The sequence below is a fragment of the Streptomyces sp. NPDC001933 genome, from assembly GCF_042890955.1.
Classification (GTDB): domain Bacteria; phylum Actinomycetota; class Actinomycetes; order Streptomycetales; family Streptomycetaceae; genus Streptomyces.
In genome coordinates, this window is sequence record NZ_JBIASS010000018.1 from 1 (window position 1) to 16,278 (window position 16,278).

The following is a 16,278-nucleotide window of genomic DNA, read 5'->3' on the forward strand; positions in this document are numbered from 1 at the left end:
CAAGACGCTCGGTTGGAAGACGCCCGCCGAGGCGTTCAACGAGCAGCTACAGTTGCTTCAACAAGCTGGTGTTGCAACGACCGGTTGAATCCGGTCTGGTCTTGGGCGGGGAATCGGATGCGGAAGCCAGTCAGGGCTCCTTCCTCTGTGATCGCGGCGAGTTCTGACACTGCGTCGGCGAGCGACTCGCTGAGCGGATCACGGAGCTCATGGGCCGTGATGTAGAGGGCGACGAGCAGCAGCGCCGGGTCCTGGTGTTGGTCGTGCAGGGCCTTGATGGCGCGTACTGCCCGCTGCTGCTCGTCCCTGGCGAGGTCACCTTGCGGTTGGTTCAGAACACGGTTGATGATCTTGCGTCCGGAGTTCCATACATGGCAGCTCCAGCCCTCGGTGCCGGGCGGAAGGCATCGGTTGGCGACGGGGACGTCCGGGGCGGTGTTTCGGGTCGTCATGGTGGTCATGTCATCCCTTCGGGTCTCGGTCTGGGACACCCGTCACGCTACGGTCCTGTTGTGCCCGACTTGGAGCCGGTGACCTGCATCTTTACTGCGATGGGTCATTCCCGCCGTGGAGTAGGTCCGCCGATCGATGAGCACGGGCACATTGCGTGGCCGGTCTTGAAGATGTACCACCGGGCCATCGGGTGTGAGTCTGTGGTGGCGGGCTGGCTCGACTGATCGAAGGCGGAGAATGGTCGTTCAACACGGCCGTTGCGTCATGGGCACGGGGCGACGTGGATGTTGCGCAGCGGGGTGGAAGCGAATGTTGCTGCTGTCTGTTCCGGCGGTGTGAATGCTGGACCTGTTGGGGGCGAGGAACTCCTGCGCACTCGCGCTGAAGCTGTTGGGCGCCTCGCCGGGGGACTTCCAGCGGGGATCGTGGCCGAGATCGGCTTCTGGGTGACGTGCTGCGCGGCGAGGGGCGCCGTGAGCGCCCGGGCGCGAGCGGTTTGGGATCCTGCGCTATCTCGAGTCCCTGTAACCCGCCCTTTGGGGGCTGGACTGGCAGGATCGGAAGCCTGTGAGAGAGCATCGCCGCGCGACATCGCAGCCGCGGTCCGGGGTCGTCACCTTGCCGCCGCCGGTTACGTCCGATCAGCTTGCTGGGTTCCTCGGTGATGCCCGCGGGCTGCGGGAGCGGTTCTACATTGCCGTGGTCGACGTGCGCGCCCTGCCCGCGAGTGTCGTGGTCAGAAGAAGCGTGGTCCGGCTTCGGTGACCCTCACCGATTCGACCAGGCCGGGCTCGCCCTTGTCCACGGTTTGACAGGTGTATGTGGTTGCCGCGTTCAGAGGTACGAGCACTGCCTTGGGAATGTTGTTGCAGCGTACGAGTTCGGGGTCGTAGTTTCCGTAGAGCAGGCCGGCTGCGCCGTCTCGGGTCAGGACACCCTTGCGCGGGACCGCTTGGTATTGCACGAGGTTGTCCCACATGCCGGGCTCCTCGCCGATGGTCACATCCCACACCACCTCAAGGCCCTCGTAGGTGATGGTGCAGGTCGCCTTCGTACCGGCCTTCGGTTTTAGGTCTCTCGGGCACTCGCCGGCGGTCTTTCCACTTGCCCTGGCCATGTTGATAGTCCTACGGCGCAGCTCGTACACCAGATTTGTGCTGAGCGGGGCGTCGCTGTCCGGAGACGGCTGCAGTTCTTCCTCTGGCAGCGCCGGCGGCTTGGGTACCTTCTGTGGAAGAACTGGACGGGCTGGCGCCGGCTTGGCGGCGCTGTCGTGTGAGCCAGATTCTTCGCCTGCGCATCCAGCGGTCATCAGGGCCAGGGCACTGGCTATGGCGACTGTCGCGATCCGTATTCGCATGATCGTCACTCTACCGATCGGGACGGTTGGGGTATCTTCCGCTCGCGTCCAGCTACTCGGCCAGGGGTCCGCGGTGCCTGGCGGAGGAAGCGTCCCCAGTGCACTGTGGGGTTGTCGCCCGGATCTGCCGGGTTGAGTGTCGGCTGATACTCACTGTCCGGCATCACAGTTCTGATGCCGCAGTGGTGACGATCTGAGTAGTTCTTGCTGTTCAACGTGTGTCTGCGATGCTGCGTACGTTCGCATGAGCTCGGGGTCGTCCCCTTCCCGGTATGGCGTGTTTCGATTGCGGGCAGTCTGCCGGGTGGCCCTTGCTGCCACGTTCGCGGCCTCGGTGATCGGTCGTGATCTGCCTGTCGGGCCTTCGTATGCCCTGCTTCTCCCCTGGCCGATTTCTGTGTGCGGCATGCCTGTACGCGAGTCCGCGAAGTCCTCGTGGCGGGAAGGCCCGTGGTTCCTTCCCGGTCCGCGGGAGGTGTCGGCGCACGGCCCTGTGTGTTCTTGTCGGTCTGCCTGCGGCAATTGGACCGTCGACGCCTGGTGGGCCAGTGAGTCGCTGGCCCCGCTGTGCCGCGCTCTGCCTTATCCAGAAGGAGTCCACTGTGGCCGTCGCTTCTGTCCAGTCCCGGCCACCGGCGCCTCGTCCGAACGGGAGGGTGGCATACCGGGAGTTGTTGTGTCTTCCGTATGCCGCTCGGTTGATGGCTGGGACGTTGATCGGACGTCTGCCGAATGCCATGGCCCCAACTGCCGTGCTCCTGGCGGCAGAGCAAGAGGCTGGTTCGCTCGCTGGTGGCGGACTGCTCGCTGCCGGGTACTTGGTGGCTTTCGCGTGTGGTCAGCCGATGCTCGGTCGGCTCGCGGACAGGATCGGACTGGTGATCCCGCTTTTGTTCGGGTCCGCGATTGCGGCTGGGGCACTCGGCGTCCTGGCGTTGGTCGGTACCGGTCAGATCCTGCTCGCACTGGCCCTGACCAGCGTCGCTGGTCTGTTCAACCCACCGTTGGAGGCTGGGTTGCGTAGTCTGTGGCCGGGGGTCCTTCCAGGGACTGACGTGGTGCGCGCTTCCTATCTGCGGACAGCCTATGCCTTGGACAACGGTACGCAGGAAGCCGTTCATGTGGTCGGTCCGCTGCTCGCAGGGGCACTGGTCGCGGTATCACCGCAGACTGCCTTGCTGGTTACCGCCGTCCTTGGCCTGGGTGGTGCGTTCTCGGTTGGTGCGTCACGGCCGGCCCGTGCGTGGAACCCTGCCGGCGAGATGCGGCACTGGCTGGGCCCGCTCAAGTCCAGTGCGGTGCGGGCGCTGTTGGTCACCATGTTCTGTGCGGGTGCAGCTGTGGGCGCCCTGCGGGTCTGTGCTGTTGCATCGGCTCAGGAGAGCGGGGCCATGTGGTTGAAGGGTGGTCTTCCCGCCCTGGTCTCGCTGGGAGGGCTCGTCGGGGGGCTGATCTATGGGTGCCGGGCGTGGCCGGGTTCGTATCTCCAGCACATGACGCTGCTTGCTTTCGGGTTCGCCGTTGCCTGGCTTCCGATGCTCGGCGCGCCAGGGCCCATGCCGTCGGCGTTCCTCGTAGTTCTTCCGGGTGTCTGTTTCACCACGATGCTGTGCGGCGGCTTCTTGTTGATGAATGCGGCCGCTCCACCAGGGACGGGGACGGAAGCGTTCGGTTGGCTCATCGCATCCGTCAACGCAGGTGTTGCCACGGGATCGGCACTGGGTGGTATGGCCGGCGGGAATTACATAGTGCCCTTGCTGGCTGCTGTGGGGGCCTTCTCTGTTCTGGTCGTGACGCGGACCGCCCTGCATCCTTCGACGGCTTCCCTGCTGGTAGGGAGCGGCGGGCAGGGCCCGTTTATGGATCGTTCGGGGTTGAGGTGACGGCAGCGCGGTTTCTGAGCCGACCGGGCGCGGTGTGCCAGCTGGCTCTGCTCACTCCCGTCGCGTCCGGGGTGATGTCGCTGGGGGCAGTGCGACGGAGACAGAAACTGTCGCCGCGATCGTAAGATCGCCCGTGCTGAAGTAGCGGTTCCGCAGCGGTGTCGGACACGCATGATGTGGTCGGATGGCAGCTGGCCGAGCCTGTTGTACCTGTGGGCTGGTGTTGACGAGCCGCTCGACGGATTCGCAGATCTGGACAGGGCTACCGCGGAGTCTCGCGGAGTGGCTGAAGGCGGACCGGTCCAGCACCGCTGACCGTGAAAGTGCGGCCGGTCTCCGCCGCGGCCAGGGCGAGTCGCCCCGTGCGGTAGTGCGGCAGCCGTGGCACCTCCGCATGTGTGTGCTGGCTCCGCTGACGCATCAAACTGACGGCGACGGCCTTCGCGCGGTTCCCATGCGTCTGGTGATGGCGCCCGGGATCGGACGAAGGCCGCCTACGCGTCTACTGAGCCGTCATGAGCCTGATCGGGTTCGGCCCCGATTGCAGCTGCCCGCATCGAGGAGATCGCGTGCGGTCAGGTGGAGTCTGCGCGGCTGGTCATCGCTGCGTACGCCTCTGCGCAGGGCAGCGCCTCGGCGTATGCCTCCACGGCGAGTTCGAGCAGGTATGAGCTGGTGTGGATCCGCAGGGCGGCGGTCGCGTTCAGCCCAACGCCTGTGAGGGTGATGGTCACTGTTGTCGGGCCGAACCAGTCCGCGCACAGGCCGGACGTCCACTCAGCGCCGGCGTCGCCTCTCTCCCCTGCGGGGTACAGCGAGCGGTGGACCCTATGAACCAGATACTGAGCGGCGGCGCCGAGAGGGGCAGTCGCGCCCATCCCGTTGAAGGAGGTCTGTTCCGGAATCGCTCCGGGCAGCACGGCATTCAGCACTCGGACGGCACCCACAAGCGGGAGCTGGTACAGCTCAAGGTGCTGCTGCCTGTAACCCGTCCCGGAGGGCTTCGTGGCTATCCATCGGCCTGCCGTACCTGTGGGTGGGTGGGTCCAGGAGACGGTTGAAACCGGGTAGCGCTTGGCTGACCTTGTGTAGCTGGCCTGTGCCTCGGCAGGCAGCCGGGAAAGTACAGCAGAGCGGAGTTGTTCGTTCAGGGCGTCGAGATTCATGTCGTCCCTCGGAAAGAGTCTGCGAGCACTGCGAGTCTGCGAGACTTCTGGGCGCCTTCGGTGTTGTGGCCAGACGCCAGGCAGAGCAGGAAGGACCGCGGACTTGGCAATGTCACAGATTGATTGGTCTGGCACCCCTGGGCGCGGACTACGAGTCGGCGGGATAGGGGCGTGTCGTCAGTGGGTCTGCCTTTCACCGCCTGCGGTGTCCCCGCCGGATGTCTCAGTGGTCAAGACGATCTCGTCGTACGGTCGGGGGCGGGGCGCATCGCCGGCACCGGGCCTTTGATGGAGCGCCAGGAGGACTTCGACAGACGGAGTGCGGTGGGCTGGTCTGCTGGCAGCCGGTGCTTCTGGCTCGATGTGGGCTGTCATGATGGCGGGCCCCTCCTTCGCATTGTCAGTCCGAGGAGCGTGAGGCGGTGATCAGTACTCCCTCGGCTTCATGAGTGAGGAAGCTATCCACCATGGCCCGATTCCGGGGCCCCCTTGACCTGCGTCTTCTCCGACAAGCGGGTTGCGGCGGGTGCAAAACCTCCCGCGTGCCCCGGCGTGAGCCCTGTCCGCTCGACGCCGCAGGTACAGCATTTGGTGCAGTGGTGGAGCGGCGCACGCCCCGGTCGATAGTCGGACTTCGGGGTCCGGCGGGCCTTCTTGGGTGTGGTTGAGCTCTTCGCGGCTGGTAGGAACTGAGTTGGTTGTCGGTCTTGAGTCGTGCTGGGTTGGCCGATGAGGTAGCGAGGTCGTGTTCGTATCCCCGGGTCGCCGGGGGGGCAGGCTGCTGGCTATCCGGTGACGGGCCTGTTCCCCCGCTGGTGGTTTCTGGGGTGCCCAAGCCGCACCGATCGTGTGGTGTGTCCGGCCGGCAGGCGGCGTTCGTGGTGCCTCGACGGTCAGGGGTGCGTTCTGGGGTGTCCTCAGGTGAGATCGCCGTGTGCTCACGCAGGTGCTGGCGCGAGGGCCCTATCCCTGCCGCGGTTGCGGCCTTCGCTGGAGGCGCTGGACCGCGCCCGGGCGCCAGGTGAACAGAAGTCGGTCTTGTGGCTTCTGGGCTGAGGAGGTCCCCCCTGGTGAACCCGGTCCGAGGCGGCAGGTTCGGTTCGCGCAGAACGTTGGGCGGGCCGCGCTTGCGGACCGCCCAACGTGTCTCGTTGATATGCGCTCAGCCGATGAGCCGATCCTTTTCAACGAGGAGCAGGTTGATCACCGGCTGGAGCCATCGGCCGTCGGTGTCATAGGGGGTGCGTCCCTGGGACATGGCTTCAATGGCGTCCGCCTCGGCGGCGTAGGAGCCGCCCAGTGCGCGTAGGTCTTTATGGACCTGTGGCATGTGGGTGCTCAGGGGCTTGTTCCACGGTCGGTTTGCGGAGGGCTGGGTACCGCGTCGGGCGTTGTAGGTGGGGCCTTCGACTGCGATGTGTCCGAGGTAGAGGACCGGGGCGTGCATTCCGAGGAGTTCGGCGAGTGCGGTCGCCTTTCGGTAGTCGGGGATGCAGGAGGCGCCTTGGGCCCGGCGATATCCGGTGGGGTTCGGGTTGGCGATCAGGCGCCAGATCGCTGCGTTCAGGGCCACGGATCGGACGGCTTTGTCAGCACTGCGCATGCCGCGTTCCTCAAGAACGAGGGCCATGCGGTGTTCGGCGACCTCGGCCAGCAGGCGACGCGGCTCGGGGGCTGCCTGTCGGCGCTTGGCCTTGCGGACTTGTGTGACGGTCGGCTGGTTGTGCCGCCTTCGCGTCAGTTCCGCAGGGTCAGCGAGGTAGCAACCGTCGGGCAGCACTGCGTCCTGCCATGCCTGCGCGTCCAGCAGAGGGAGACGGCGCGGGCCCGGGGAGAGCAGCAGCTGGAGGAGTTGGCCGCCCATGTCGTCCATGGCGAACTCGAATCCTTCAGTGCGGTCTGCGGAGCTGAGGTTGCCTGTTCTGGCTGCGCGCCGGTGGCCGCCTTCGTGGAATGCCACACGCAGAGTCTGATTCAGATCGTCCAGGGTGCTCTCCTTGAACCCTGTCACATCGCTGCTCGTGTGGTAAACGCCGCTGGTGCAGTATCGCGTCGCTCCTTCGTCTTCTCGGTAGACCTTGACTTCGCCGAGCGCATCGAGCCCGAAGACGCTGCGAACGCAAGCGCAGGCGAGATCGAGCGTACGACGGCGAGCGACAGACACGTCCCCGAGCTTGAGCCACTGCGTCTTGGGGTACTGACGGTCGTGGTGGTCGATGGCCTGGCGTACTGGGTTGACTCCGAGCAGATCCATCAGGCTGCGGTGCATGTGCGGCGCGAGTTTGCTGGTTACGCATGTGACGCCACGGCCCTGAAGATGGAGTTCGTCCTCGACCGCCGCACTCGCCCCGTTGTGGTAGACGTCGTCATCTCTCCACAGTTTGCTCGCGTGTGCGCGGAAGGCGCGCCGGACGGAGAAGTCCTTGACGTCGCCGAAATACGTTTCGGCTGCGGACAGACGCGGCCCGTTCAGAGCACGGTCGACGAATCGTGCTATCACCTCGGGGTCGGCGCTCGCCGCGAGGGCGCTGCGGATATGTGCTTCGAGTGCGGCGCCGTCGACGATCGTCCGGTCTCGGTTCTGCTCCCCCTTGGCCGTGGTGAGGGGCAGGTCGTAGCTGGCAGCAAAACGCTTGTCGCGCGAGACCAGGATGCCGCCGACAAAGATGCGTCCGGGCTCTGCGTTCAGCAGGATCTCCGCCTGGGTCTGTGGCGGCCGGTAGTTGGGAGTGGAGAGGTAGCGGACACGGCTGATGGCTTCGTCCGCTACGGCCTGGGGGCAGTGCACGCTGATGAGGGTTCCTCGTGCACGGTTGGTGAGCCAGTACTGGTAGTGGAGGGTGAGGGTCTGTGCAGCGTTGTCGGCCGCGGGAACTTCTGCGAGGTAGGTACTGGCTTTGAGGAGGGGTGTGAAGCTGTAGCCGACGGTGTCGAACTGGACAGGGCCGATGTTCGCATCGCGTGCCAGGACGAGCGCGGCCAGTTTCTTACCCTCGCCGAACTGTCCGATCTGCTGGGTGCTTTTGCGGGATGCCCCCAGAAGGAGCCCCGTGGCGGGGATGCCGGGTCCCTGGTCTTCGATGGTCAGGATGCCGTCATTCCAGGTCACCGTCGCGTGCGGGTCTTCATCCAACGCGTTCGCGATGAGTTCGACCAGGGCTCGCTCAGCGGTCCAGTCCTGTACGTAGTCGTCCGCGATGGGATAGGGGATCTCCCGTATTACTTCAGGGCGTATCTGAGGGGCGGTGTCCTGGCGGCCGCGGCCGTTGTGGGCATGGGCGGGCATGGCGAAGTCCTCCTGCGGAATGGTTGCGCCCGGACTGGCCAGCGGGTGCGCATCTTGGGACTGTGGCGATCGGCGCACCGCCTATGGATTGGTGAGCCGGTCCGGGCTGCGATGCAGAAGAAGATAGTCGCCAGGAGCCGCTAGGTATGGGCTTCTGACCTGGGACTTTACCCAGCTGGGGTGGGTGTACCTCGCAGGCGGTGCTCGTAGGTCAGGCGGAGGTTCCCGGTGGCGCACCTGACTGGTTCGGTCCGCTGAGCCAGGCGGGGATTGGTCCGACACCTTGCCCGAAACGGGGTGCAGAACGCGTCTTGGACTCGCGCCCGTGCCCTGCACGCCCGTGCGGCAAGCTGCTGCATCGGCATGTATGAACGAGCGCGAAAGGCGTTCGGGCTCCGCTTGCGGTTCCCGCTCGATGCCAGGGGTGCGGCCAACCGCGTTCTCTGACGATCGGGGCCGACACGTCTGCCTTCTGTTCGGGTTCGAGAATCTGCTGCTGTACGTGTTCACGCGCACTGCATGGAGGAGAGCGACGACGTAATTCCTCAGGTCGCATAAGGCCGGCCTGCTGAGTCTCGACCGGTCGCCGAGGGGTGACCACGAAGCCGCCGAAGGGGGTGTTGTCTCCTCCCGCGGCACGGGCTGTCCGGCAGTCCGCCTGGCGGAAATCGACTGCCTGCGTCCTCTATGGGGACGGTCATGGACCGGATGCGACTGATGGCGTCCAGATCCCCTACTGCTCCTGCCCTTCGTGCCCATCCAGTGGAGTCCGGTGCTGGCCCAGTGACTCCCGCTGAGCTTCTTCGATCGGGTGGAGTCCCATGGGTTGCCGGGCAACGGCGGGCCGAGCCGGAGGCAGCGTCCGGAACCGCTGGGCTCGTGCAACAGCCATTGCCACGGCCAGCGCGGCTAGACGCAGCTTCTGCTCATGCTGTTCGTCCCTGTTGACCGCCGCCGTCTGGCGCCCCTGCCGTAGTGCTGCGATGGCCTCGATGTACAGCGCCGCGAGAACCTCCGGGTTCGACGGATTGTCGCGCAGCGCCATCATGGCCCAGGTCAGGGCTGCGACTTCCTCTGGTGTGGCGCCGGCGTGGACTGCGGGCAGGGGATCGGCTACCCCTGCCGTCTCAGGGGATGTCTTCCCCCTGGCGAGAGTCACCATTGTCTCGACGTGGGCCAGGACGTTAGCCAACTCAGTGTCTGTGGCCGGCAGATCCAGGACTGCGCCGTAGACCGCGGCGACGTCGGGGGGAAGCTCGCCGTGCAGGGTGAACTGGTGTGCGGCGGCTTCGGCGGCGGCACGTGCTTGGCCTGCCGCCTGCCATGCGGCTTCCGCCTCGCTCCTCAGCCGCCCTGCCCTTCCCGGCTCAGCGACGTCGGCTTCGGCGTCGCGCACCATAGCCGCCCAGGCACAGCGCTGTGCGAACTCCCGTAGCAGGCGCAGCAGGTCCGTGTATCGCCTTGCCTGTTCAGCGTCGGTCACGGGTGCCCCATTTCCCGCTCTTGGTTGTCTGCCCGCGGTTCACCGTGCTGCGCCCCTATAGGGCGTGCCCTGTTCGGCGAAGGCCTGTGGGTGTCGCGTCGCCTGCTGTTCGGCGTGGGCCAGGCCGTTGCGCATGGATGACACGACGTCGAGCGGAGCGACACCTCGACTGAGCTGCTCGTTCATCTGTGCGACGACGGTGGCGGTCTGGCGCTGCACACTCAGTGCGATCAGGGCTGGTGCCTGTTCGTGGGCCGCGCGGGCCAGTTGCTCTGGGCTTGGGCCGTAGGTGGAGAGTTCGCGATGCCGTGCGGTCATCGTCATGTCGTAGACGTAGCCGGAGTCCAAGGCGACACCGTCGCGCTCTGCCGCGGCCCACGCGCGGTGTGTCAGCTGGTAGGCGTCCATCTCAAGGCCGAGGCTCTGCTGCTCGATCACTGCAGCAAGCAGGTATGCGTGCTCGGGCCGGCTCATGTCTCGCGGCTGGAGGCTTGCCGCATCGCTCTGGGTGAGCTGCTCTGGATACGCCACGATCGAGATCAGGACCTGGCCCTCGGTCCGGAGGGCTTCCCATCGCTCGGGATTCCGGAGGTTGGCGACGGCGGGTACCGGCAGGATCGGTTCCACGCTCCCGGTTCGTATCTGTTCGCCAGCGAGCTGATCCATTGCGTCCCGGATTTCGGCGATCTGCTGCACGACGTTGGCCCCAGGGGCGTGGACCTTGGCCATCAGATCCTCGCCGATCCGATGCACCCTGTGTGCAATCCCGTGCTCCAGGACCTGGCGGGCGTAGTAGCCGGCATAGTGCGGCGCGGCGCCGTGCTGCGGAGAGGAGAGCTTCCACATGGATTCCCGTGCGGCTGTCCATGCTTCTTCGGAGGCGACCGTCTTTTCCAGAGTTGCTGCACGGCGAGCGGTCGCATTGCTGGTCTTCGATGCGCGTTCGGCGTTGTCGACACTGATCGACTCTCTTGCCGACGCCTGTGCTTCCCACGTCTGGGCCTCGGCAGCCAGTGGGTGGTCCGGCGCGTGGGTAAGCCACCACAGCGTGTCTGCGCGGGCTTCTTCGGCCTGTCTGTGGGCGAACTCTGCTGTGCGCATGGCAAGTTCCGCCTGCCGGGCCGCCGCGTTGGCCTGGGCTCGCGCGTCATCGGCCAAGCCCTGCATCCGTGTCTGCAGCCTCTGGTAGAGCATGTTGCACAAGATGCGTGTGCGTTCCGAGGGCGCTGCGTGGGTGACGTAGGGGTGATTCCACAAGCTGTCCTCGACGAGCGCGCCGTACATCTGCTGGAACCACGCGTTGCCGAAGTCCTGAGTTCGAACGGATGAGGCGTAGGCGAGGGGGCCTGCACCACCGGGATCCTGGATCAGCACGCTGACCAGGGCCTGCTCCGAGCGCAGCCTGGCCTCACTGACTGCGGGCATGGAGTCCTCCTTCCGCACCGGCCCGCGCCAGTTGCAGTCCGAGGCGTGGCCGGTGTACCGAGTGCGGACCCACTTCGGTGAAGGGACGTTGTTCCATTCGTGTGTGTGCCGCCGGGTTTGGTGAGTGGCGGAGGCGCGTTTGGCGACAGCGTGCGGTTGTCAGGCCGTGACGTTTCGCGGGCATGATGCCGCGGCCGGCCCTCACGCGGCCGACCTGGGTGCGACGCTCTCGGCCCTGATCGCCCCCGGCACGTAGCTGTGACAGGACAGGGGGTGCACCAGCCATCCGGCGTGGGCTGACAGGGTCCATCGGCCCGTTCGCCGGTCTGCCGGATTGCGCAGCAAGTGGCCCTGCCCTACCGCAATTCCACGTGCCTGGCCGGCGTGCACGCTGCGAACCACTTCAGGGAGGTCCGCGTGCTCAGTCGGCTCGCGCTCCGTGGGTATGGTTCGCTCCGCGAACTCAAGGCCACCGTCAAGAACAGAGAAGGCTCCGATCGCCTCACCGTGGTGGTGCCAGTCCGACGTGGCTCCTGGTGGCCATGCCACCACCCATGCGCCGCATCCGGCTGGTGCGTCAAGCCTTGTCCACAGCGCAGCCGCTCCTTTCGGCTTCTGCACCCGTTCGGGCAGGTTCTCCACTGTGACCTGCCGTACGAACTCGAGCAGTCTCTGCTGCGACACCGGGTGCGCGAGAGCCATCGCCGTAAGCCCGTCCACTGAGGCGATGGCCAACTGGTAGCGGTCGGCGTCCTCGTCGAACTGGGCCTGCGCGTGGTCATCCACTGCCCGCCAGAGCATTCCGGTGCGGACCCACCAAATGCCTCGAAACCGTACAGGCGCTGAGGGGAAGTCCCCCATGGGCGTGGCCTCGCCGGAGGTGAGAGCCAGTTCCATGATGTCCGGACCAACAGGCGCAGCATTCAGTCGGTTCTCAACTGATGCTGTGAGATCTGCAATCCTCGCGCGATACCCCTCAGTCCACCGCCCCGTCATCGAGCTCCCCCATCGCACCAGAAGACGTGTATGAGCTTCAAGCTGCTCCGGCTCAGGCTTCTCATCCACTGCGAGTGCTGCTGTACCTGTCACATTCCCGCCAGGCGGGAGACTCGGAGTCGGTGCTCCCGCCGGGCGGGATTGCAACGTCTCGCCGTCCGCGGGCGTGCCCACTGGTCGGAGGTTCAGGCCAGGACATCGTCAGGCATGAGTAATGTCGAGAGCACGTGCCTGACCTGGGCGGCTTGCGAATCCTTCGCCGGCTCCTACACTGGAGCCACTTCGCCAGTGGCGAAGCACCAAGGCTGGCGCCCCCTCTCCGCCACTGGGCGGGACGAGGAACAGACCCACCCATTGAGGTGGGTGCGGTCCCGAGCACTACTCGGCGACCGCGGCAGCCGGCCTTTTTCTAGCACAGTGCCACCCGCCTCATACCCTGGCAGGCATTCTTGCCCTGGGCCAAGACGCCTCCAGCCCGAGGCCCGAGGCACAGCAGTTCGGTTGATTCAGCTCGCTGCCTCAGTTGGTCCGCCACGCCGTGCAGCCCCAGAAGGACGAGCTCTGTGGGCAAAGCCGGCACCGGAGGTCGTGGTCAGGGGGCTCGCACCGCAGGGATATGACGACACCTGACACCGCGCAGGAAGCCCAACACCGGCTCCAGGCAGCGCAGTTGGCTGTTGTAGCGCAGAGGAGACGGGCGTCCTCACGCATTCCCTGGCCTGAGCAGGGTTAGCCATGCCTCGGGACGAGCAGATACCGCCATTTTCATGATCCCAATCGTGTTGATGATCACGCTGAGCTGACTGAACGTATGAGCTAGCGTTCCGAAGCGTGACTTCCTCCTCACCACTCCTCTCTGACCAGGCATCTTCAACCGTTGCAGCGTTGACGCAGGTACTTTTCGGCGAACATGGAGAACAACTGCACGAGCCCTGGCGCAAGTTGTTCAGTACGGTGCCATTCAGCTTCAGAGAAGGGCTGTCACCCGATGAGCGTGCCGCCCTGTCCTACGAGCGTTTGCGTCTGATCAACGACACACTCGACAGCCCCGAGGACTTCGTGACGGACGTGGAACGGCTCACGGCGCTTCACGAATGGGTCGGCCCAGTCGACGCAGGTTTGGGGACAGTGGCAAGTATCCACTACAACCTCTTCCTCGGCAGCCTCCTCGAGCACAACTCGGGTCCGAACCGCGATCTGCGGGAGTTCGTCGAGCTGCGGCGCACAGGAACGTTTCTGTGCACGGAGGCCGGGCACGGCAACTCCGCCTCGCAACTTGAGACCACGGCCACGTACGACCCAGCCGCCCGCGTGTTCGTGTTGAACACTCCCAGTGCGGCCGCCCGCAAGTTCATGCCGAACACCAGCTCCACCGGCGGTCCCAAAACCGCTGTGGTCGCCGCCCGTCTTATCGTGGACGGCAAGGACCAGGGCGTCTTCCTGTTCCTTACCCCCCTCAGTGACGAGGCTGGGCACGCGATGCCGGGAGTGGAGATACACCGGCTGCCTCAGACCGCCACCGCCCCCGTCGATCACTGCATTACGTCCTTCGACCAGGTCCGTCTGCCGTATGAAGCGCTTCTGCAGTCCGACCATGGACGCCTCACGCCGGAAGGTGTCTTTACGAGTTCGGTCGGCAGCCCCCGGAAGCGTTTCCTTCACTCCATCGGCCGCGTGACCGCCGGCAAGCTCTGTATGAGCGCCTACAGCCTTGGGGTGACGCGCCACGCGCTTGCTGTTGCCGTACGGCACGCCCACAACAGACAGACTTCGGGTGTGACAGCTGGCGGTAGCGTTCCGTTGATCGCTCATCGTAGCCACCACGCTCCGCTCGTCGATGCCATCGCCACTACCTACGCCGCGACTCTCCTGCACCGCGCCGCGGTACGGCAGTGGGCACAGGCAACGGGGCCGGAGAGGGAGGACGGCGAGCGGTTCGCAGCCATAGCCAAGGGGTGGATCACCTGGCGGGCCCGCGCCGTCATGACAGAGTGCCGCGAGCGCTGCGGTGCGCAGGGTTTGTTCCTCGCGAACGGAATCGCCGGGCAGCTGGCGGCCAATGAGGGGACCATCACGGCGGAGGGTGACAACCTCGTCATCTGGGTAAAGGCCGCCGGCGAGATGCTGCTTGGGCATTTCACACCGGCAAGGCCCAGTGAATCCCAGCCCGAGGCTCACAGCCTCGACGATCCGGCTTTCCTTCAGGACCTGCTGGCGGATATCGAGCGCATCTGGCACGAGCGTGCACGTACGCGCCTGCGCAGCAGAACGGCCGGCAACCCACTCAACAGGTGGAACAACACCGTCTCGTCGGCTCTGGAACTGGTCGATGCCTACGCGCACCGCCAGGCTGCCCAAGCCGTTCTGGACGCTGCCTCCCGGGCGCCTCACCCTGAAGCGCAGCGCCAGCTGGGCCTACTGCACCGTCTGTTCGCCCTGCGCCGTGTAGCGGCGCACAGTGGAGACCTGCTTGCGGAGGGCTACCTGACCAGCGCTCAGGTACGGCAGCTTCCCGACGCAGTCGAGAGCGTCATCACAGAACTCGCGCCCGAAGCCTTGACCCTCACGAGCGGGTTCGCTGCCGTGGAGGACGTTCTTCTCGACCACCCCATCAATCATCCTGAAGGCATCCAGGGCGACAGGCCGCCCTGGACAGAACTTCCCTCTGACACGGAAGTCCGCCACCTGATCACGCGGTGACACCACACAGGTCACGAGGGTGGAAACGCGTGTGCAGCCGGCTGGAACGGAAGGTCCTGCCCGTCGGTGACTGTGCGTCGGTTCGGTGATTCCTGTGCAGCGCCGTGCGCGTAACGGCGCTGCATAGGCGAAGAGAGGGTCTGCCCCGGTTGCCGTTGGTGGTCGTCACCGTGCGGGCATTGAATGGGGACCCCCGCGGCACAGCTCGGCCTTTCACCGCTGCTCGCGCTGAGGTCTGCCTGGCATCCGTCACTGGGTTCAGTTCCTGGCCGGGCACGTCGAACTGGGTCTGTGGCAGTCGGAAGGGCGGCCCTGCTCTGCGACCAGGACATCATCATGTTCAGTCAGGACAAACGTGATGCGTGTGAGCCCCAGCGTCTGAAGTGATCGTGGAGTTTCCTCAACGATGCGGCAGGCCTGAAGCCCGACCCCGGGGTCGGGGTGGCGCAGTTCGCGTACTGATCCTTCGGGGCCAACAAGACCGGCTCCGGCGCCCAGGACCCAGTCCGGCATGTCGCGGAGGTAGATGGTGCGCAATGTGGGGTGGCTGTGCACATCGCGGTAGATCGCCTGGAGAGCGGGGTCCTGGCTGTGCCGGTCCAGGCTGGCTGCGAGCTGAGCAAGAAGGGAGAGTCTCCAGTTGCGGTGATCGGTCAGGATCTGAGGTGCGCCGGGGTGGAAGAGACCGAAGCGCAGGAAGCTCTTGTCAGGCATCGCCGTCGGGTGGTGCCGTACGGCGCGAAACAGCTCGCGGTAGGCGGTGTTAGCCAGTCTTACCTCCCATCGGTGATCCATCAGGAAGGTGGGAAGTGAGAGAGCGTTCATCATGACGCTGTAGTCGGCCAGAAACGCTGTGGCGTCCGGGCCCCGGGAATGAAGGGGGCGCTGCAGCCGGCGCGGGTCCGGTTGCGGGTCGCGGTCAACCGCGAGCCAGAACAGCCTTGTGGTCTGGAAATCGGTCATCCTCAGGGACCGGGCCAGGCTGTAGAGCTTCTGGTCGGTCCACACGGACACACGCCCGTTCTCCCAGTTGCCGTACGAGCGGCAGGTTATCCCCAGAGAGGATGCGACTTCTCGCTGGCTCAGGCCAAGGTGCTCGCGCCTGCCCTTGATGAAGTCCCGTAGCTGCCTGGCGCGCTCGACCTCAGCACCCTTGTCCCTGTTGTCCGGTTTCGTGGCTACGTCTCGGCGTTGCCGTTTGCCGCTCCGCGTCTTAAGGCGGGGTGGCGGGTCATGGGGCTCTGGGGGTAGCTGTGCCTGCGGACGCCGTTCCAGCACCTTGTTCATCATCGCAAAGTACATCCTTTGCTTGCCCGGGAGAGGCATATTGGCAGTAGAGGTGGTCGGCAACCGGAATTCACTCTGCAATTGCAAACTTCTGACGTCAGAGCGCCCGCGGCTCCCCGTGGGGATGTCGCCTCACAAAGGTTGGCAGCCTGTCGCGGCTGCCGGGGCAACGGCGGGCGGTGCCCCGCGGACGAGCAGGTGCCGGCCCATCTCAAGGCACCCTCGAACAGGAGCGTTCC

Annotated in this window: 10 protein-coding genes; 2 read left to right on the forward strand and 8 right to left on the reverse strand. The window is 65.6% G+C overall.

Translation table 11 applies throughout. The annotated features are described in order from the left end of the window. Window positions 1–35: 35 nt before the first annotated feature. Window positions 36–461 (reverse strand): hypothetical protein, encoded by a 426-nt coding sequence (locus ACFYY7_RS33540; RefSeq protein ID WP_388667597.1) that lies wholly within the window; start codon window positions 459–461, stop codon window positions 36–38. A 728-nt stretch (window positions 462–1,189) separates the two neighbouring features. Beyond that, window positions 1,190–1,813: a hypothetical protein gene (locus ACFYY7_RS33545; protein ID WP_388667598.1), complete on the reverse strand. Its 624-nt coding sequence runs from the start codon at window positions 1,811–1,813 to the stop codon at window positions 1,190–1,192. Window positions 1,814–2,469: 656 nt separating this feature from the next. On the opposite strand from ACFYY7_RS33545, the gene ACFYY7_RS33550 reads away from it, so the two are divergent. After that, window positions 2,470–3,696, forward strand: a complete 1,227-nt coding sequence (locus tag ACFYY7_RS33550) for a transporter (protein WP_388667599.1) — start codon at window positions 2,470–2,472, stop codon at window positions 3,694–3,696. Window positions 3,697–4,271: 575 nt separating this feature from the next. Here ACFYY7_RS33550 and ACFYY7_RS33555 read toward each other — a convergent pair. The 5 genes from ACFYY7_RS33555 to ACFYY7_RS33575 form a co-directional block, all read right to left on the reverse strand. Then, complete coding sequence (locus ACFYY7_RS33555; RefSeq protein ID WP_388667600.1) at window positions 4,272–4,862, reverse strand: hypothetical protein; 591 nt, start codon at window positions 4,860–4,862, stop codon at window positions 4,272–4,274. A gap of 1,162 nt (window positions 4,863–6,024) precedes the next feature. After that, window positions 6,025–8,148, reverse strand: a complete 2,124-nt coding sequence (locus ACFYY7_RS33560) for a hypothetical protein (protein ID WP_388667601.1) — start codon at window positions 8,146–8,148, stop codon at window positions 6,025–6,027. 733 nt (window positions 8,149–8,881) lie between these two features. Further along, window positions 8,882–9,631, reverse strand: a complete 750-nt coding sequence (locus tag ACFYY7_RS33565; protein ID WP_388667602.1) for a hypothetical protein — start codon at window positions 9,629–9,631, stop codon at window positions 8,882–8,884. Between the two features lie 39 nt (window positions 9,632–9,670). Next, window positions 9,671–11,056 carry a hypothetical protein gene (locus tag ACFYY7_RS33570; RefSeq protein WP_388667603.1) on the reverse strand — a complete coding sequence of 462 codons (1,386 nt, stop codon included), beginning with the start codon at window positions 11,054–11,056 and terminating at the stop codon, window positions 9,671–9,673. A gap of 201 nt (window positions 11,057–11,257) precedes the next feature. After that, on the reverse strand, window positions 11,258–11,842 hold the full coding sequence (locus ACFYY7_RS33575) for a hypothetical protein (RefSeq protein WP_388667604.1): 585 nt from the start codon (window positions 11,840–11,842) through the stop codon (window positions 11,258–11,260). 1,095 nt (window positions 11,843–12,937) lie between these two features. Here ACFYY7_RS33575 and ACFYY7_RS33580 point away from each other — a divergent pair. Further along, on the forward strand, window positions 12,938–14,752 hold the full coding sequence (locus ACFYY7_RS33580; protein ID WP_388667605.1) for an acyl-CoA dehydrogenase: 1,815 nt from the start codon (window positions 12,938–12,940) through the stop codon (window positions 14,750–14,752). Between the two features lie 258 nt (window positions 14,753–15,010). Here the strand turns inward: ACFYY7_RS33580 and ACFYY7_RS33585 are convergent, their stop codons facing one another. Further along, complete coding sequence (locus ACFYY7_RS33585) at window positions 15,011–16,042, reverse strand: helix-turn-helix domain-containing protein (RefSeq protein ID WP_388667606.1); 1,032 nt, start codon at window positions 16,040–16,042, stop codon at window positions 15,011–15,013. Between the last annotated feature and the right edge of the window lie 236 nt (window positions 16,043–16,278).

What these genes read in the sequence shown, in the direction of transcription:
- ACFYY7_RS33540 (WP_388667597.1), bottom strand. Translation starts at nt 461, where the DNA reads ATGACCACCATGACGACCCGAAACACCGCCCCGGACGTCCCCGTCGCC.
- ACFYY7_RS33545 (WP_388667598.1), bottom strand. Translation starts at nt 1,813, where the DNA reads ATGCGAATACGGATCGCGACAGTCGCCATAGCCAGTGCCCTGGCCCTG.
- ACFYY7_RS33555 (WP_388667600.1), bottom strand. Translation starts at nt 4,862, where the DNA reads ATGAATCTCGACGCCCTGAACGAACAACTCCGCTCTGCTGTACTTTCC.
- ACFYY7_RS33560 (WP_388667601.1), bottom strand. Translation starts at nt 8,148, where the DNA reads ATGCCCGCCCATGCCCACAACGGCCGCGGCCGCCAGGACACCGCCCCT.
- ACFYY7_RS33570 (WP_388667603.1), bottom strand. Translation starts at nt 11,056, where the DNA reads ATGCCCGCAGTCAGTGAGGCCAGGCTGCGCTCGGAGCAGGCCCTGGTC.
- ACFYY7_RS33585 (WP_388667606.1), bottom strand. Translation starts at nt 16,042, where the DNA reads ATGATGAACAAGGTGCTGGAACGGCGTCCGCAGGCACAGCTACCCCCA.